The organism is Amycolatopsis iheyensis (genome assembly GCF_024703995.1).
GTDB lineage: Bacteria > Actinomycetota > Actinomycetes > Mycobacteriales > Pseudonocardiaceae > Amycolatopsis > Amycolatopsis iheyensis.
Genome location: NZ_JAMXQV010000006.1, coordinates 169,059 through 185,319, shown reverse-complemented (window position 1 = coordinate 185,319; position 16,261 = coordinate 169,059). Strand labels below are relative to the sequence as shown.

The window sequence follows — 16,261 nt, the reverse complement described above, 5'->3', positions numbered from 1 at the left end:
CTCGGCGGTGGTCATGCGGACGGCTCCCTTCCGGGTGACTGTCCCCTCCGCGTACCCGCCCGCCCGACAACCATGGTTTCCCGTTGCGCGGGGCGGGTATCTGAGCGCGATGAGACGCACGCGACTGCGCCGCAGTGACCTGCGCGGCCCCGGCATCCGGCGCATCCGCCGCGGCCGGGGTTTCTCCTACGCCATGCCCGACGGCTCGGCGGTCACCGACCCGGAGCTGCGCGAGCGGATCGAAGGCCTGGTGATCCCGCCGGCCTGGCGGAAGGTGTGGATCTGCCCGCACCCCAACGGGCACGTCCAGGCCGTCGGCACCGACGACGCGGGCCGGCGCCAGTACCTCTACCACGAGCAGTGGCGCCACGACCGCGATGAGGAGAAGCACGACCGTGTCCTGGCCATGGCGCGCCGGCTGCCGTCGTGGCGGGCCGCGGTCGAAGCCGATCTCGCGGGGCGCGGGCTCACCCGGAAGCGGGTCCTCGCCGCGGCGCTGCGGATGCTCGACCGGGGCATCTTCCGCACCGGCGGCGAGGAGTACGCGGAGGAGAACGGCACCCACGGCGTCGCGACGCTCTTGCGTGCGCACGCGGTGGTCCGCGGGGACGAGTGCCGGTTCAGCTACGTCGCCAAGGGCGGTCTCGACCGCGAGGTGGCGATCCGGGACGCTGCACTGGCGTCGGTGGTGAAGTCGCTGCTGCGGGCCCGCCCGAGCAGCGACCGGCTGCTGGTCTACCGGGCCGGCGGCGAGTGGCACGAGGTGCACGCGGCGGACGTCAACGAGCGGTTCAAGGAGCTGGCGGGCGACGAGTGCACGGCAAAGGACCTGCGCACCTGGACGGCGACGGTGCTGGCGGCGGCCGCGTTCGCCTCGGCGGAGCCGCCCGCGTCGAAGGCGGCGGGCAAGCGCGCGGAGGCGGGGGTCATGAAGGAGGTCTCGCGGGCGCTCGGCAACACCCCGGCGGTGTGCCGGTCGTCCTATGTGGACCCCCGGCTGGTGACGGCGTACCGGGACGAGCGCACGATCGCGGCGGCGCTCAAGCGGGCGGGACGTCTCGAAGGCGACGAGGCCCGAGCCGTCCTGGAGAAGGCCTGCGCGAGGTTGCTGAGCAGGGCGTGATTAGCCGTCACTCGGGCGGGGAAGCCTGCGGGCACTTCGAGCAGCTGGAGGCACGGTGAGTGAGCGCCGATCCACCCGTCCGTGTACTGGCCCGCGGACCCGCTCGTCCGGGACCCTGGGGACGATGAACTCCGACGCTTCCCCCGTGCGCTGGCGCGCGTCGATCGGCCTGGCCGTCGGCGGCGGCGGTCCGGTGTCGAGCATCGTCGAGTCCGAGCACGGCAGCGAAGGCTCGGCGCTCGCGTGGGTCGAGCGGAAGCTCCCCAGGACGCGGTTCCCGGCGTGGATTCCGGCGGCCCGGCGGGCCGACGGCGTGGAGTTGTTCGGCCGGGTGGCCCGGGGGCGCGTGGTCACCGGTCGGCTGGTGCCCACTTGGGAGTCCGAAGGGACCGCGGTGTGGCACGCCGACCGGGCCGGCGATCAAGTGCAGTGGCGGCGGTGCTCGGCCGAGAGCGAAGAGAGCTGAGCCCGACCCGCGTCAGGCCGCGCCCACGTCCTTGCGCAGCAGGCAGAACTCGTTGCCCTCCGGGTCCTGCAGCACCTCCCACGACTCACTGTCGTCCTGGCCCACGTCCTTCGGGCGGGCGCCCAGGGCCAGCAGGCGGGCCAGCTCCGTGTCCTGGTCCGTGCCCGCCGGGCTCACGTCCAGGTGCAACGGCAGCTTGCCCGGGCGCGGGTGTTCCGTCCGGGCCAGGATCAGCGTCGGCGGGCCCTCGCCGAAGCGGGCCCCCGGCGGGCCCAGCGCCAGGCCGTCCGGCTCGGGGCCGATGATCTCGTAGCCGAGCACCGCGCACCAGAACTCCGCCAGCCGGTCCGGGTCGTGGCAGTCCAGCACCAGCTCGGTGATCCGGCAGGCCATCCGCTCAGCTCCGTTCGGTCTCCGCGGTCACTTTCCGCGGCTTCGTCGTCGTCCATCGCCTTCGTGTCGCGCGGGGGCAGGAACGGCTCGTCGTCGCTGGTCTCCCCCGCCTCGATCCCCGGCCGCGGGCGAGCTCGGCGTCCAGTTCGGCGCCCAGCAGCACGGCCAGGTTCGAGATCCACAACCATACGAGGAACACGATCACGCCCGCCAGCGAACCGTAGGTTTTGTTGTACGAGCCGAAGTTCGCGACGTACAGCGCGAACCCCGCCGAGGCCGGCACCCACAGCACCACGGCCACCAGCCCACCCGGCGTCAGCCACTTGAAGCCCAGCTGCCGCACGTTCGGCCCCACCCAGTACAGCAGCGCGAACGCGAGGCTGACCAGCAGCGCGATCAGGCGTCCTTCGGGCATGCCGTAGAACGATCTGGTCGATGTTGTCGATCACGGTCTGGATCGCGTTCGGGCCCAGCAGCCCGAGGATCGCCGTGAGCACGATGATGCCCGGGAACAGCGACAGCACGGCGTAACAGGTGAGCGCGGCCGCCCAGTCGGCCAGGTTGTCCCGGGTGAACTGCTTGCCGGTGCTCTTGAGCACCGCCGCACCTCCGCTTCGTCGACGCGGGCATACCCCGTCCGGGACTGGGTATTCGTCCTGCGTCCCGACCGAGCAGGAGGAAGCCGTGACCGAGGTCAGCCGCGTGATCGACGTGCCGCCCGACGCCGTGTTCGAGGTGCTGGCCGACGGCTGGCTCTACGCCGGCTGGGTGGTCGGGAGCTCGCACATCCGCGACGTCGACCTGGCCTGGCCCGACGTCGGGTCCCGGATCCACCACAGCGTCGGCCCGTGGCCGGTGCACGTCCAGGACGAGACCGTGGTGACGGCGGTCGAGCGGGGCCTTTCGCTGTCCCTCGAGGCCCGCGGCTGGCCCCTGGGTGCGGCGGCGGTGGGCATCACCCTCGTCCCCCACGGCGAAAGCGGGACGCTCGTCCGGATGACCGAGCACATCGTCCGCGGCCCGGGCAAGGTGCTGCCGGCGCCGCTGCAGGCGTTGCTGGTCAAGCCGCGCAACACCGAGTCGCTGGCCAGGCTGGCGGACCTGGCGACGGGCAAGCACGCCCGCGCCCGGAGCGCCCACCCAACGCCGTAGCACGCTCGGTGTGTGTGGGGCGGGCGTTTCAACCCCCCCCCACCACTCACGAGAGCCGCGGCAGACCGCTCAACCGTAGATCGCGCGATGGGCCGCCCGAATCACTCCCGCGTACCCCGCTCCCAGCACCCCCGCCCGCGCGAGCGCCGCGCGGGCCGCGTTCGCGCCCGGGCCGCCGTGCACCGCGCCGCCCGGGTGCGCCGACGAACCCGCCAGGAACAGACGGTCCACCGGGGTGTCCGCGCGGCCCGTGCCCGGCACCGGCCGGAAGAACAGCTGCTGGTGGATCGCCGCCGTGCCGCCGTTGACCGCGCCGCCCACCAGGCCCGGGTTGTGGCCCTGCAGCTCCGCCGGCCCCTGGATGTAGCGGGCCTTGATCAGGCTGGTGAACCCGGGCGCGTTCGCCTCCACCGTCTCCTCGATCCGCTTCGCCCGTCGCTCCAGCGCCGCCCGGTTCTCCATCGTGCCGCGCGGGACGTGCGTGTACGCCCACGCCGACTCCGTGCCCGCCGGCGAGCGGTCCGGGTCCGTCGTGGTCATCTGGCCGAACAGGAGGAACGGCCGCCTCGGCGTCCGGCCCCGGCCCAGCTCGCCGCCGTAGGCCGAGAGGCCGTCGAGGTCGGTGCCGAGGTGGAGCGTCCCGGCGCCGCGCGCGTTCGCCGCCGTCCACGGGACCGGGCCGGACAGCGCCCAGTCCACCTTCACCGTCCCGCTGTCCCACTGGAACCGGTCGAGGTCCTCGACCAGCCGCGACGGCAGGTGCTGCGCGTCGACCAGCCCGCCGTACAGCACCGGGGCGGGAACATCGGCCAGCACGGCCTTGTGCGCCCGCACGGGGTCCCCGGAGCTGTCGCGGACACCCAGCGCGCGCCCGCCGCCGACGAGCACCTCCCGCACCGGACGTCCACAGTGGACCTTCCCGCCGCGTGACTCCAGCCGGCGCACCAGCGCGTCGATGAGCGAGCCCGCGCCGCCCGCCGGCACCGGGAACCCTTCGTCCTGGCCGATCATCGCCATCAGCCAGCCGAACACCGCGCTCCCGGCGTTGTCCACCGACAGGTCGCTGTGCGCGGAGTTCCCGGCCAGCAGCAGCTTCGCGCCCTCCCCGCCGAACACTTCGTCGCCGAACCGGCGCACCGGCAGCGTCAGCATCCGCGCCAGGCGCAACGCCTCACCGGTTCCCGTGCGGCGCAACAACTTCAGTCCCGAACGCACCGGCGGGAACGGCGTGAACAACGCGCCCACCAACGGTTCGCGGATCTCCTGCCACTGCCGGAACAGCTGCCGCCACGCGTCGCCGTCGCCCGGGGCGAACTCCTCGACCGACGCCGCCGTGCGGTCGACGTCGCGCGAGAGCACCACGCACCGGTCGTCGGGCAGCACGTGCGCGAGGACGTCGGGCGCATGGCGCCAGCGCAGGCCGTGCTCCTCCAGCCGCAACCCCCGGATCACCGGCGAGACCGCGCTCATCGGGTAGAACGCGCTGAACAGGTCGTTGCGGAAGCCGGGCTCGGTGACTTCCGCCGTGCGCACCGCGCCACCCGGGTGCTCGGTGGCCTCCAGGACGAGCACCGACCAGCCCGCGTCGGCGAGCAGGTTGGCCGCCACCAGTCCGTTGTGGCCGGCGCCGATCACCACGGCGTCGACGGCTTCGGTGCTCACTTGCGGCCTCCCGTTCAGGCTTGCGACTGGTGGCTCGGCCCCACCCGCGCGAGCGAGCGCAGCCGCGACACCACCCCACCGCGACGCGGCGGGGCCAGGGGCGAGCTCGCCGCCCCCTCACCCGTCCGCAGCCCGGCGACCAGGTCGGCGACCGCGGACGCGGCGTCGTACCGAGGTTGCCAGCCCAGCGCGGTCTCCGCCAGCGTCGTGTCGGCCAGCGCGGCGCGGTCGGCCAGTTCGAGCCAGCCCGGGTGCACCGGCAGCGCGCCACTCGCCCACGCCGCGCGGACCGCCACCTGCGCCAACGGCTTGGGCACCGGGATCCGCGGTCCGCCGAGGACAGCGGCCAGCGCGTCGGCGTCGAGCACCTCGGGCGCGGCGAGGTTCACCGGGCCGGTGAACCGGCGGTCGAGGATGCGGCCGAGCGCGTCGGCGACGTCGGCGGTGTGCACGGCCTGGGCCCGCAGCCCGGTCCACAGCGGAACCGGCAGCCGCCGCCCGCCGACGATCCGGGCGGGCACCACCGGGTCGAGCAGCCAGCGCGCGAACTCCCCGGCCGCGCGCCGGTGGACGATCGCGCACGGCCGGATCCGCGCCAGCGCGACTTCGGGGTGCCGCTGCTCGAACCGGTCGAGCAGGGTCTCCAGCGCGGCCTTGCCCCGGCTGTAGGCGCTGCGCTCGATCCCGGTGCAGGCCCGGTCCTCACCGACCTTTTCCCAGCGCGGCACCGGCCCGTAGGCCGCCACGGACGACGCGACGACCAGGTGCGGCACCCCGGCGGCCGCCGCCGCGGCGAGCACGTGCCGGGTGCCGTGGTCGTTGGTCCGCCACATCGGCGGGTCGCCGCGCACGGGCGAGATGGCCCACGCGAGGTGCACGACGGCGTCCGCGCCGTCGAACAGGCTGGTCAGCTCCCGGTCCGCGCCGGGTGCGCCGATGTCGACGGCGCGCCAGCCGGCCCGGCGGTAGGGCAGAGCCGTCGTGTCGGGCAGCCGCCGGGCCAGGCCGACGACGTCGTGGACAGGGTCGAGGGCGGCCAGCAGCGTCGTTCCGACGTTGCCGGTGGCCCCGGTGATCACGATCCGCACCCAGGAGGCTTACCCGGTGTCGCCGTCCCGAAACTAGACGAGGTCGCGCGGGATCCGGCGGTGCCAGTTGCGCGAAACGATCCGGCGGGCGCCTTCGTAGCCGTCGAGCTGGGCGTCGATGACGAACTCGGTGTCCGTGCACGACACTCGCGTGCGCGTCTCACTGCGCGCCAGCCACTCGCCGCGGGCGAACGTGACCGACCACGCGGTCTCCGCCACCGGCGAGCAGAAGTCGTCGGCGACCCAGGTGTAGCGCTCCCGGACGTCGCGGGTGACCGCCAGGTCGAGCTCGTCGAAGCGCACGGTGCCGGCGTTCTTCACGATGTCCAGCGCCGAGTGGTAGCCGACGAGGTCCCGCGATACGGTCCAGCGCTGCTCCCCCGGTGTCACCGCGGTCACCGGCATCGGCGGCGCCCCTTCGGGTTCGCCGAACGGCCGGGCCGGCAGCTCGTCCGGTTCGGCCACCGGGCGCACCGGCAGCTCCAGCGCGCTGTGTCCGGTGTGGACCGACAGCAGGACCGGCTTCGGCGGCGGCCAGGCCAGCGGCCAGTACGAAGTGGACAGTGAGAGCCGGATCCGGTGCCCCGCCGGGAAAGCCTGCGCGACGGCGTTCAGCTCGATCTCGACCGCGCAGCGCTCACCGGGTTCCATCGGCACGGGTTCGTCGTGGCCGTCGCGGTGGGTCAGGTTGAGCAGCCCGTAGGTGACGCGCGTGGCGCGGCCGTCCGGCGCGACGTCGGAGATCCGCGCGGCGACCATCGCGACCGGCTGGTCGGCCGAGACCTCGAGCCGGACCTTCGGCGAGCCGAGGATCTCGCAGCGCTCGGTGAGGACGTCGGTGTCGAAGACCAGCGAGCCACCGTCCTCTTCGCGCTGGTCGTAGGGCAGGTCCGGCGGGGCGCTGTAGGACGCCCATTTCCCGGAGAACTGCCCGACCGACAATGGTGACGACACCACCAGTGCCTCGTCTTCGATCGTCTCTTCCGGCCGCGCGAGGCGGTGCCGGGCCAGCGGCAGCTCGATGGGCTCGACGTGCGGCGACGGCCAGGTCGCCTCCCCGACCCACCGCCCGGGCCGGTCCTCGTACGACGTCGACGGCGGCACGCTCTCCTGCATCCAGGTCCGCAGCATCGGCCCGTCCATGGCCTCGTTTTCCACACCGCGCAGCCAGTGGTCCCACCAGGTCACGACTTCCTGGAGGTAGCCGATCGCCGGGCCCGGCTCGCCCAGATGCGGGTACTTGTGCGACCACGGGCCGATCAGCCCGCGCCGCGGCACGTCGAGGTGGGCGAGCAGCCGGATGACGGCGTTGGAGTAGCCGTCGGCCCAGCCGCTCGAGGCGAGCACGGGCACCTGGACGTCGCGGTAGTTCGCCGAGACCGAGGCGTGCCGCCAGTAGTCGTCGCGACGCTGGTGGCCGAGCCAGTTCTCGATCCAGAGGCTGCAGTCGTCCAGGCGTTCACGCCACATCTCGCGCCAGCGCTCCCCGACGACCGCGGGGTCGGGCGGCAGCGTCGCGTAGCCGAACATGGTGCCCGACTCGGCGACGTTGTCCGACAGCAGGCAGCCGCCCATGTAGTGCATGTCGTCGGCGAAGCGGTCGTCGGTGAACGACGAGATGACGATGGCGCGCAGGCTCGGCGGCTTCCGCGCGGCGACCTGCAACGCGGCGAACGCGCCCCAGGAGATCCCCATCATGCCGGTGTCGCCGGTGCACCACGGCTGGGTGGCGATCCACTCCAGCACGTCCTCGGCGTCGAGCTGCTCGCGTTCGAGGTACTCGTCGGCCAGGACGCCCTCGGACTCGCCGGTGCCGCGGATGTCGACACGCACGCAGGCGTACCCGTGCCCGGCGAGGTAGGGGTGGTGGATCGAGTCGCGGGGCGCGGTGAGGTCCCGTTTGCGGTACGGGATGTACTCGAGGATCGCCGGCACCGGCTCGGCGTCCGACGAGACCGGCCGCCAGATGCGCGCGGACAGCACGGTTCCGTCGGACACCGTGATCCGGACGTGGTCCGCCACGGTGATTTCGTACGGCAGCGAGGTGACGGCTCGCAACGGCTGGTTCCTCCCCGGGGTCTACGCGGTCGGCTGCAGCAGGATCTTCTGGGCGCCGTCGAGCTTCTTCTGGAAGATCTCGTAGGCGCGGGGCGCGTCCGCGAGGGGCAGCTTGTGCGTGGCGAACCCCTCGACGCCGAGCGGGTCGCCGTCGGCGGTGAGCACCGGCATGATGTCGTCGAGCCAGTGCCGGACGTTGGCCTGGCCCATCCGCAGCTGGACCTGCTTGTCGAACAGCTCCATCATCGGCATCGGGTCGACCATGCCGCCGTAGACACCGGACAGCGAAATGGTGCCACCGCGGCGAACGGCGTCGATGGCGGCGTAGAGCACGCTGAGCCGGTCGATGCCGGCCTTCTCGGTGATCTTGGCGCCGACGGCCTGCGGCAGCAGGTTGACCAGGTTGTGCGCGAGCTTGCCGACGGGCGCGCCGTGGGCTTCCATGCCGACGGCGTCGATGACGGAGTCCGCGCCGCGGCCGTGGGTCAGCTGGCGGATGGCGTCGCCGATGTCCTTGTGGTCACGCGTGTCGAGCGCGGTGGCGCCGTGCTCGCGGGCCCGGGCGAGCCGCTCCGGCACGAGGTCGACGCCGATCACCAGGCCGGCCCCGCGGTGGCGCGCGATCCGGCAGCACACCTGCCCGATGGGCCCGAGCCCGAAGACGACGACGGTGCCGTCCTTCGGGACACCTCCGTACTCGACGGCCTGCCAGGCCGTCGGCACGACGTCGGAGAGGTAGACGAACCGCTCGTCCGGCGGGCCGTCCGGCACCTTGATCGGGCCGTACTGCGCCTGCGGGACGCGCAGGTACTCGGCCTGGCCGCCGGGCACCTGGCCGTAGAGCTTGGTGTAGCCCAGCAGCGCCGCGCCCTTGCCCCGTTCCTTGACCTGGGTGGTTTCGCACTGGGACTGCAGGCCGCGGTCGCACATCCAGCAGTGGCCGCAGGAGATGGTGAAGGGGATGACGACCCGGTCCCCCGGCTTGAGGCCCGGCACGGCGGCGCCGACCTCTTCGACGACGCCCATCGGCTCGTGGCCGAGGATGTCGCCTTCGGTCATGAAGGCGCCGAGCACCTCGTACAGGTGCAGGTCGGAGCCGCAGATCCCGGTCGAGGTGACCCGGATGACGGCATCGGTGGACTCCTCGATCTTCGGGTCCGGGACCTCCTCGACGCGGACGTCGCGCTTGCCGTGCCAGGTCACTGCCTTCATGGGTCTCCTCCCGCTGCGCGAAGCTTGCCGCCCCCGGTTTCCCCGGACGGCGGGCAGCAAACCCGCGCCTCAGGTGACCAGGTCGGCGACCAGGTACACCGCCGCGGCCACCGCGGCGGCCGCGGGGAAAGTCAGGACCCAGCCCAGCACGATGTCCCGCGCGATCCCCCACCGCACCGCCGACAGCCGCCGGGTCGCGCCGACACCCATGATCGCCGCCGTGATCACGTGCGTCGTCGAGATCGGGGCCTTCACCGCGAACGCCGTCACGTACAGCACCGACGACGCCACCGACTCCGCGACGAACCCGTGCGGCGGGTCCAGGGGGAACACCCGCCGGCCCAAGGTGCGCATGATCCGGAGACCACCCGAATAGGTGCCCAGCGACAACGCCCCGGCGCACAACAGGGTCACCCACAACGGCACCGAGAACGTCGACTGCTCGCCCGCGGCCACCAGCGCCAGGACGATCACGCCCATGCCCTTCTGCGCGTCCTGCAGGCCGTGGCCGAGCGCGAGCGCCGAAGCGGAGAAGATCTGGCAGCGGCGGAACACCCGGCCACTGCGGTGCGGGTTGGCCCGGCGCAGCAGCCACAGCGCGCCCACCATCGCCAGGTAGCCCAGCCCGAGCCCGAGCAGCGGCGACGCCACCATCGGGATCAGCACCTTCTCCGCGATCCCCGCCCAGTGCACCGTGCTCGCCGCGGCCAGCGCCGCGCCGACCATCCCGCCGATCAACGAGTGCGAGGACGACGACGGCAGCCCGAAGTACCAGGTCACGAGGTTCCAGGTGATCGCCCCGGCGAGCGCGGCGAACACCACCGTGAGCGCGTCCGGGCCGGGTGGGACGTCGATGATGCCCTTCGCCACCGTCGCGGCGATGCCCGTCGAGAGCAGCGCGCCCGCCAGGTTCATCACCGCCGCCAGCACGAGCGCCGCGCGCAGGGTCAGCGCCCGGGTCGAGACCGCGCTGGCGATCGCGTTCGCCGCGTCGTGGAAACCGTTGGTGTAGTCGAAGAAGAGCGTCAGGACGATCACGACGACCAGTGCGGCCGTGCCCGTCACTAGGACTCCTTGACCGCGATGGTCTGCACCACGTCGGCCATGTGCTCGAAGGCGTCGGCGGCCAGCTCGAACTGCTCGACGACCTCCTTGGTCTTCAGCACTTCGAGCGCGTCGCCGCCCGGCTCGAACAGGTGCGCCAGGATCCGCCGGTAGATCCGGTCGGCCTCGTTCTCCAGCTCGTTGATCTCGATCCAGAACGGCTCGCAGTCGCCGATCTTGGCCAGGCCGGGCATCGACGCCGCGGTCAGCTCCGCGGCACGGCACAGCACCCGGACCAGGACGTCCGTCCCGGCCGGGAACGCGTCGATGCGGTACAGCACCGCCAGGTCCGCCGCGGTGTCCATGAAGTCGAGCACGTCGTCGAGCTTGCCGGCCAGCGCCTGGATGTCCTCGCGGTCGAACGGTGTCACGAACGAGCTGTTCAGCTCCACCATGATCGTGTGCATCAGCTCGTCGCCGTGGTGTTCGACCTCGTGCAGCCGCTTGGCGATGGGTTCCCGCTCACCGGGCTCGGCCGCCACCAGCTCCCGCAGCAGCGCCGAGGCGGTCACCAGGTTTCTCGCCGCGTCGGTGAGCAGGTCGAAGAACTTGGTGCCCCGTGGGGTGAACCGCATGGATGTCCCTCCGTCTACGCGCGCACCGCGCGCCCGGGTACCCCGTCACGCGGCAGGTTTAACAATCGCCGTGCGGGAAACCAGGGAGCATGACAGCTTCCCCGTCCCCGGCGCCCGAGCGTACTGCGCCTCGGCACGGCCCCGGAACTGTCCCTTGTGGAGACGACGCCGCACATCCCCGGCGAAGCGGTCCGCCCGGCCTCGAAGGGAACACCGCACCGATGAAGATCGCGATGGTGTCCGAGCACGCCAACCCACTCGCCGCACCGGGCGAAGGCGACGCGGGCGGGCAGAACGTGCACGTCGCCGAGCTGTCGGCGGCCCTCACCCGCGCCGGCCACGACGTCACCGTCTACACGCGCCGGACGAGCCGGGCCGAGCCCGCCGAGGCCGGCACGCCCCACGGGTACCGCGTCGTGGCCGTGCCCGCCGGGCCGCCGCGGCCGGAGCCGAAGGACCATTTGCTGCCCTATATGGGCGAATTCGGCAGCTTCCTGCGGGACCGGTGGGCGACCGAGCGGCCCGACCTGGCGCACGCCCACTTCTGGATGTCCGGCCTCGCGTCCGTCCTCGCGGCGAGCGCGACCGGGACGCCGGTGGTCCAGACCTTCCACGTTCTCGGCACGGTCGAGAAGCGCCACCAGGGCGAGCGGGACACCAGCCCGGCCGACCGGATCCGGCTCGAGCGGATGATCGGCCGCCAGGCCGGGCGCGTGCTCGCCACCAGCTCCGACGAGGTCTTCGAGCTGGCCGGGCTGGGTCTGCCGCGCTCGCGGATCTCGATCGTGCCCTGCGGCGTCGACCTCGGGCGGTTCTCCCCCGACGGCCCGGTGGCCCGGCGCGGGGCCCGGCACCGGCTGGTCACCGTGGGCCGGCTGGTCCCGCACAAGGGCTTCGGCATCGCGATCACCGCGCTGGCCCAGCTGCCGGAGACCGAGCTCGTGATCGCCGGCGGGCCCGCGCGCGGCCGGCCGGCCCAGGACCCCGAGGTGCGCCGGCTCCGGGAGCTGGCCGACCGCCTCGGCGTCGGCGACCGCGTCCGCTGGCCCGGTCCGGTGTCGCGGGAGGACCTGCCGGCGCTGCTGCGCTCGGCCGACGCGGTGGTCTGCACGCCGTGGTACGAGCCGTTCGGGATCGTGCCCCTGGAGGCGATGGCCTGCGGCGTCCCGGTGGTCGCGGCCGCGGTCGGCGGGCTGACCGACACCGTCGTCGACGGCGTCACCGGGTTGCTGGTCCGTCCGTGCCGGCCGAAGGAGCTGGCGTCGCGCGTCCGGCGGCTGCTGGACGACCCGGCGCTGCGCCACGCCTACGGCACCGCGGGCCACGACCGCGCGACGGCCCGGTACTCGTGGGACCGCGTCGCCGCGGACACGGTGCGCGCGTACCGCGAGCCGGCGCCGGAGCCGGCCGTCACCGCCGGAGTCCGCTGACCCGGCTCGATCCCCCAAGGAGGCAGCCATGACCCTGAACGTGCTCGCCCTGACCTGCACCCTCAAGCCGTCGCCGGCGAAGTCGAGCAGCGACCTCATCGCGCGGCAGCTGCTCGACCTCTTCGCCGAGCGGGGCGCTACGGGCGAACTCGTCCGCGTGGTCGACCACGACGTCCGCCCGGGCGTCGAAGCCGACATGGGCGAGGGTGACGAGTGGCCGGAGATCCGCCGGAAGATCGCGGCGGCCGACATCCTGCTGATCGCCACCCCGACCTGGGTCGGCCACATGTCGAGCGTCGCGCAGCGCGTCCTCGAACGCCTCGACGCGGAGCTGTCCGAAACCGACGACGAGGGCCGGCCGGCGATGTTCGGCAAGGTCGCCGTGGCCGCCGTGGTCGGCAACGAGGACGGCGCCCACAAGATCATCGCCGACCTGTTCCAGGCCCTGAACGACACCGGGTTCACCGTGCCGGCCCAGGGCGGGACGTACTGGAACGGCGAGGCCATGCAGGGCGGTGACTACAACGACCTCGACGAGACGCCCGAGGCCGTGGCGTCGACGAACGCGACGCTGGCCCGCAACGCCGTCCACCTCGCGAACCTGCTCCGGGCACAGCAGTACCCGGCCCAGTGACTAGTCCTTTCGGGTGAGGCGCTTGCTCCGAAGGAGTGTGTCGTGGACCACGGGGTAAGCGGGCAGGACCTTCGATCCCGTCAGGGGGCTCCACCATGCCGAACCGAGTCATGATCAGCCGCGACAGCAAGCCCATCCCGTGTGAGGAGTGCGGCCTGCCGTCGTTGCACGTCGCCCGGCTGGTTTCGGCGAACGGTGCGCTCCTGGGCCAGACGATGGTGTGCACGGCCTGCCGCCGCCACCGCTCCGACACCCCGGCGGTCGCCCTCCCCTGACTTCAGCGGTTCTCCAGCTTCTCCACCAGGTGCCGGACCGGCAGGGTCATCGTGCCCAGACCCAGCCGGGCCGGCACGCCGTCGTCCTCGGCGGTCACCAACCGGTGCTCCAGGCGATCGAGCAGCTCCCGGCTGCCTTCGAGGTCGACGGCCTGACCGCCGACCGCCACCGCCCGCACCGCCCCGGCGACGTGCCGGAACAGGTCCGCGACGTTGTCCCGGGCATCGGGCCAGGGATAGGCGAACGGGTGCTTCTGCTGCGCCGACGTCGTCCGGACCGCGGTGATCAGCTGGGACACCGGCGGCCACAGCTCGATGAGCGTCCCGAGTGGACGGTCGTGCCGGGCGCCCGACCCGGGACGGCGGCGGCGCAGGTTGAGCATCCGCCCCTCCCGCGTCAGGCTGACCGCGTCCTCGGCCACGACCACCAGGCTCCGCACGTCACGGGCTTGCGCCAGCAGGTCTTCGACGTCCTCCGGCGGCTCGTCGCGGCGCACCAGGTCCGCCATCGTCTCCAGCAGCTCGGCCAAGGCGTTCGAAAGCCGGTCGGTGACCGCGGCCAGGCGTTCGCCGTACAGCGGCGGCAGGATCAGCGCGTTCACCGCGACGCCGATGGCCGCGCCCAGCGCCGTCTCCACCAGCCGGTCCCCCAGCAGCACGGCGTCGGACGCGGTCCCGTAGGAGACCACCAGCATGCCGGTGACCCCGACCCAGATCCCGGACGAGCCGAAGTGCCGCAGGTTCCCGGCCAGCAGCCCCGCGAAGACGACGACGGCGAGCGCGACCGCCTGCCACGGGATCAGCCGGCCGGCCACGGCCGCCAGCAGCACCCCCGCGGTGACCGCGCCGACCTGCTGCAACCAGCCGCGCAGCGACCGGTACACCGTGGCGTCCACCAGGAACACCGCGGCGTACGGCGCCAGGAACGGCTGAGGCAGCTTCAGCACCAAGGTCGCGAGGAGCCACGCCCCGGTGGCCGCGAAGGTCGCCTTCGCGGCTTGGACCAGGCTCCGCCGTTCGCTGCCGGGCACTCGCAGCGCTCGCGCGAACCAGCCCACCGGGGTCCGGTCGTGCCGGTCGGTCATCCGGGGGACTCCAGGTGGCAGAGCCCGGCCCGGTCACGGCCGGCCGGATTCCGGATGGTCATCGACACCTCCCTCGTGGCGGTGCGGGGTTACCCCGCGCGTAGCGGTCCGACACGCCGTTCGACCGGCCTCGGTGGGCAGCCGTCGCCGGCATCGTCCACAGTGGCCGGTTTGCGAGCCGTCTCGGTTGCGTCCTTCCCGCCACCATGTGGAGGACTGAAGGTTCGTGTTTCTCCGCGGGTTTAGGCCCGGGCGAGCGTGGTAGCCGCCGGGGAACGGAAAGGCGGCCACGGCCGGCTTTCCCCCTGAGACCAGGGGCCCGCGTTCTGGCTGCAGGGACCGGCGCGGGTCCCGGCCGAGGGCCGGACGGCGGCTCCCCCAGCCCGCCGTCCGGCCCCTTCCACTTCGGCCGTTTCCGGGCCGCCACCCCGGGTAACCCCGCCGGAGGGAAGGAGACCCCCATGACCTCGTCCACCGAAGCCCGTCCCCGGGCCGGCCCCGGCTGGCTCCGCCCGGTCGTCGCCGTGGTCGGGCTGCTCTACCTGGCGCTCGGCGTGGCCGGGTTCCTGACCCCGGAAACGGCCTCGGTCGGGCACCGGCCCGAAAACACGGTGTGGCTCTTCAGCGTCACCACCGTGCTCACCATGGTCCACACGCTGGTGGGCGTGCTCGGGCTGCTCGCCGCGACCAAGCGCACCGGTTCGGTCATCTACTGCTGGGTGCTGTTCCTCGGGTTCGCCGGGATGACCGCCTACGGCGTCTTCGCCGCCGCGTTCGCCGCGCCGGAAGACCCGATCAACGTCAACTGGGCCGACAACTGGCTGCACGGCCTCACCGCGGTCGCGGGCCTGGTGTTCGGCATCGCCGGTGCCCGGGCGGCCACGCGGCGCGCACAGGAGGTTCCCACGCACCGCGACCTCCCACCGAAGGGCGGAACGGCATGACCACCACCGTCGTCGTGCGCCACCGCATGCACGCGGACTTCGCCGGCCGGGCGGCGAAGTTCCTGGGCTCCCGCAACGGCCTCGACCTCGACGGCGACGGCCTGCGCGTCCGGCTCGGCCCATGGCTCGTCACGACGCCGTTGAGCAACATCGTCGGCGCCGAAGTCAGCGGTCCGTTCAGCCCCTTGCGCGGCCTCGGTGTCCGGCTGTCACTGGCCGACCACGGACTGACCTTCGGTACGACGACCGATCGCGGGGTGTGCCTGCGGTTCCGCGAGCCGGTGCGCGGCATCGACCCGTGGGGCCTGATCCGTCACCCGGGGCTGACGGTGACGGTGTCCGAACCGGACCTCGTCGCCGAAGCGGTCAACCGGATCGTGGCGGCGGCATGAGGACCTAGCTCCGGCCGAGGGCGACCAGCGGGCGGAGGTGGAGCGCTTGGTGATGCTGGGCGCGAAGCTGCTGGAGGATCCCCCGGACGACCCGTGGATCGTGCTCGCCGACCCGGAGGGCAACGAGTTCTGCGTGCTTCCGGCGCGGCCTCAGGCCTGACCCTCGCAGACGGCGTCCCCGGCATAAGTGGCCAGCCGCTCGTCGAAGCCGTCCGCCGCACCCGGTCTCCGGAAGTTCGGCGGCTCGGGCTGGCCCGGGTACCCACCGGCGTAAACCGAGCCGACGAACGCCACCACCACCTCCGGCGCCGGCAGCACATCCTGCCCCAGGTAAGCCAGCACCACGACGTCGTCGCCGGCGGCCGACTCCACCGCGGCCGCCCAGCCGTCGCGTTCGTCCCACAGCAAGGCCGTTTCGTGGTCCGGGAAGCGGGCGAGCCGCCCCTCCAGCGCGAGGTACGCCGTGGCGGGCACGTCGACCTCGCAGAACCAGGCCGGCGCGTCCAGCTCGGCCGCGACGGCCAGCAGGTACTGTCTCAGCCCGCGCGCCGCGGCGCCGAGCCCGTCCCGTTCCACCATCACGCCTGCCCATCCTCGGGGTGCCCCGCCGGGTGATACCCCGGCGCCGACCGGGTCAACCCCGGCGTTCCCCCAGGTGGAGCAGCACG

18 protein-coding genes and 2 pseudogenes are annotated in these 16,261 nt (G+C 73.0%); 9 read left to right on the top strand and 11 right to left on the bottom strand.

Annotated elements, in window-relative coordinates; translation table 11 throughout:
- Positions 1-109: 109 nt before the first annotated feature.
- Positions 110-1,123, top strand: coding sequence for a DNA topoisomerase IB (locus M8542_RS13315; protein WP_257920425.1), 1,014 nt, complete (start codon positions 110-112; stop codon positions 1,121-1,123).
- Positions 1,124-1,247: 124 nt separating this feature from the next.
- Entirely contained in the window at positions 1,248-1,589 is a 342-nt protein-coding gene (locus M8542_RS13310) for a hypothetical protein (RefSeq protein WP_257920424.1), read from the top strand.
- A gap of 12 nt (positions 1,590-1,601) precedes the next feature.
- Here the strand turns inward: M8542_RS13310 and M8542_RS13305 are convergent, their stop codons facing one another.
- From M8542_RS13305 to M8542_RS50795, 3 genes and pseudogenes are all read right to left on the bottom strand, one after another.
- Positions 1,602-1,982: a VOC family protein gene (locus tag M8542_RS13305; RefSeq protein ID WP_257920423.1), complete on the bottom strand. Its 381-nt coding sequence runs from the start codon at positions 1,980-1,982 to the stop codon at positions 1,602-1,604.
- A 4-nt stretch (positions 1,983-1,986) separates the two neighbouring features.
- The gene (locus tag M8542_RS13300; RefSeq protein ID WP_257920422.1) at positions 1,987-2,397 is read right to left on the bottom strand and encodes a YihY/virulence factor BrkB family protein; all 411 of its coding nucleotides are present in this window, start codon (positions 2,395-2,397) and stop codon (positions 1,987-1,989) included.
- Positions 2,398-2,434: 37 nt separating this feature from the next.
- Positions 2,435-2,581: pseudogene (locus tag M8542_RS50795) on the bottom strand (YhjD/YihY/BrkB family envelope integrity protein); the annotation flags it as partial.
- An 85-nt stretch (positions 2,582-2,666) separates the two neighbouring features.
- Between M8542_RS50795 and M8542_RS13290 the strand changes: the two are divergent.
- On the top strand, positions 2,667-3,134 hold the full coding sequence (locus M8542_RS13290) for an SRPBCC family protein (protein ID WP_257920421.1): 468 nt from the start codon (positions 2,667-2,669) through the stop codon (positions 3,132-3,134).
- A gap of 69 nt (positions 3,135-3,203) precedes the next feature.
- On the opposite strand, the gene M8542_RS13285 is transcribed toward M8542_RS13290, so the two are convergent.
- From M8542_RS13285 to M8542_RS13260, 6 genes are all read right to left on the bottom strand, one after another.
- The gene (locus M8542_RS13285; protein WP_257920420.1) at positions 3,204-4,796 is read right to left on the bottom strand and encodes a phytoene desaturase family protein; all 1,593 of its coding nucleotides are present in this window, start codon (positions 4,794-4,796) and stop codon (positions 3,204-3,206) included.
- A 14-nt stretch (positions 4,797-4,810) separates the two neighbouring features.
- The gene (locus M8542_RS13280; protein WP_257920419.1) at positions 4,811-5,884 is read right to left on the bottom strand and encodes an NAD-dependent epimerase/dehydratase family protein; all 1,074 of its coding nucleotides are present in this window, start codon (positions 5,882-5,884) and stop codon (positions 4,811-4,813) included.
- Between the two features lie 33 nt (positions 5,885-5,917).
- A complete protein-coding gene (locus M8542_RS13275; protein ID WP_257920418.1) occupies positions 5,918-7,942 on the bottom strand; it encodes a CocE/NonD family hydrolase in 2,025 nt (674 codons plus the stop codon).
- A 21-nt stretch (positions 7,943-7,963) separates the two neighbouring features.
- Complete coding sequence (locus M8542_RS13270; protein WP_257920417.1) at positions 7,964-9,154, bottom strand: zinc-dependent alcohol dehydrogenase; 1,191 nt, start codon at positions 9,152-9,154, stop codon at positions 7,964-7,966.
- 69 nt (positions 9,155-9,223) lie between these two features.
- Complete coding sequence (locus M8542_RS13265) at positions 9,224-10,219, bottom strand: inorganic phosphate transporter (protein WP_257920416.1); 996 nt, start codon at positions 10,217-10,219, stop codon at positions 9,224-9,226.
- The gene (locus M8542_RS13260; protein ID WP_257920415.1) at positions 10,219-10,833 is read right to left on the bottom strand and encodes a DUF47 domain-containing protein; all 615 of its coding nucleotides are present in this window, start codon (positions 10,831-10,833) and stop codon (positions 10,219-10,221) included. Before M8542_RS13260 ends, M8542_RS13265 begins: the two co-directional genes overlap by 1 nt.
- 221 nt (positions 10,834-11,054) lie before the next feature.
- Here M8542_RS13260 and M8542_RS13255 point away from each other — a divergent pair, with 221 nt between their 5' ends.
- The 3 genes from M8542_RS13255 (at position 11,055) to M8542_RS13245 (ending at position 13,172) form a co-directional block, all read left to right on the top strand.
- A complete protein-coding gene (locus M8542_RS13255) occupies positions 11,055-12,263 on the top strand; it encodes a glycosyltransferase (RefSeq protein ID WP_257920414.1) in 1,209 nt (402 codons plus the stop codon).
- Between the two features lie 28 nt (positions 12,264-12,291).
- Complete coding sequence (locus tag M8542_RS13250) at positions 12,292-12,897, top strand: flavodoxin family protein (RefSeq protein WP_257920413.1); 606 nt, start codon at positions 12,292-12,294, stop codon at positions 12,895-12,897.
- Between the two features lie 95 nt (positions 12,898-12,992).
- Entirely contained in the window at positions 12,993-13,172 is a 180-nt protein-coding gene (locus M8542_RS13245; RefSeq protein ID WP_257920412.1) for a hypothetical protein, read from the top strand.
- 2 nt (positions 13,173-13,174) lie between these two features.
- On the opposite strand, the gene M8542_RS13240 is transcribed toward M8542_RS13245, so the two are convergent.
- Complete coding sequence (locus tag M8542_RS13240; RefSeq protein ID WP_257920411.1) at positions 13,175-14,257, bottom strand: FUSC family protein; 1,083 nt, start codon at positions 14,255-14,257, stop codon at positions 13,175-13,177.
- Positions 14,258-14,718: 461 nt separating this feature from the next.
- Here M8542_RS13240 and M8542_RS13235 point away from each other — a divergent pair, with 461 nt between their 5' ends.
- The 3 genes and pseudogenes from M8542_RS13235 to M8542_RS13225 form a co-directional block, all read left to right on the top strand.
- Positions 14,719-15,201 (top strand): DUF4383 domain-containing protein, encoded by a 483-nt coding sequence (locus M8542_RS13235; protein ID WP_257920410.1) that lies wholly within the window; start codon positions 14,719-14,721, stop codon positions 15,199-15,201.
- Positions 15,198-15,593 (top strand): hypothetical protein, encoded by a 396-nt coding sequence (locus M8542_RS13230; protein ID WP_257920409.1) that lies wholly within the window; start codon positions 15,198-15,200, stop codon positions 15,591-15,593. The genes M8542_RS13235 and M8542_RS13230 overlap by 4 nt, the downstream gene beginning before the upstream one ends.
- Positions 15,583-15,753 (top strand): annotated as a pseudogene (locus M8542_RS13225) (VOC family protein); the annotation flags it as partial. The gene M8542_RS13230 and the pseudogene M8542_RS13225, both read left to right, overlap by 11 nt.
- Here M8542_RS13225 and M8542_RS13220 read toward each other — a convergent pair.
- Positions 15,744-16,172 carry a DUF6292 family protein gene (locus tag M8542_RS13220; protein ID WP_257920624.1) on the bottom strand — a complete coding sequence of 143 codons (429 nt, stop codon included), beginning with the start codon at positions 16,170-16,172 and terminating at the stop codon, positions 15,744-15,746. The pseudogene M8542_RS13225 and the gene M8542_RS13220 overlap by 10 nt on opposite strands.
- Positions 16,173-16,261 lie beyond the last annotated feature (89 nt).

Excerpts from the sequence above, each read along its gene's own strand:
- M8542_RS13250 (WP_257920413.1), top strand. The coding sequence starts at position 12,292 with ATGACCCTGAACGTGCTCGCCCTGACCTGCACCCTCAAGCCGTCGCCG.
- M8542_RS13260 (WP_257920415.1), bottom strand. The coding sequence starts at position 10,833 with ATGCGGTTCACCCCACGGGGCACCAAGTTCTTCGACCTGCTCACCGAC.
- M8542_RS13315 (WP_257920425.1), top strand. The coding sequence starts at position 110 with ATGAGACGCACGCGACTGCGCCGCAGTGACCTGCGCGGCCCCGGCATC.
- M8542_RS13220 (WP_257920624.1), bottom strand. The coding sequence starts at position 16,172 with ATGGTGGAACGGGACGGGCTCGGCGCCGCGGCGCGCGGGCTGAGACAG.
- M8542_RS13240 (WP_257920411.1), bottom strand. The coding sequence starts at position 14,257 with ATGACCGACCGGCACGACCGGACCCCGGTGGGCTGGTTCGCGCGAGCG.
- M8542_RS13245 (WP_257920412.1), top strand. The coding sequence starts at position 12,993 with ATGCCGAACCGAGTCATGATCAGCCGCGACAGCAAGCCCATCCCGTGT.
- M8542_RS13300 (WP_257920422.1), bottom strand. The coding sequence starts at position 2,397 with ATGCCCGAAGGACGCCTGATCGCGCTGCTGGTCAGCCTCGCGTTCGCG.
- M8542_RS13235 (WP_257920410.1), top strand. The coding sequence starts at position 14,719 with ATGACCTCGTCCACCGAAGCCCGTCCCCGGGCCGGCCCCGGCTGGCTC.
- M8542_RS13230 (WP_257920409.1), top strand. The coding sequence starts at position 15,198 with ATGACCACCACCGTCGTCGTGCGCCACCGCATGCACGCGGACTTCGCC.
- M8542_RS13270 (WP_257920417.1), bottom strand. The coding sequence starts at position 9,154 with ATGAAGGCAGTGACCTGGCACGGCAAGCGCGACGTCCGCGTCGAGGAG.
- M8542_RS13255 (WP_257920414.1), top strand. The coding sequence starts at position 11,055 with ATGAAGATCGCGATGGTGTCCGAGCACGCCAACCCACTCGCCGCACCG.
- M8542_RS13310 (WP_257920424.1), top strand. The coding sequence starts at position 1,248 with ATGAACTCCGACGCTTCCCCCGTGCGCTGGCGCGCGTCGATCGGCCTG.
- M8542_RS13305 (WP_257920423.1), bottom strand. The coding sequence starts at position 1,982 with ATGGCCTGCCGGATCACCGAGCTGGTGCTGGACTGCCACGACCCGGAC.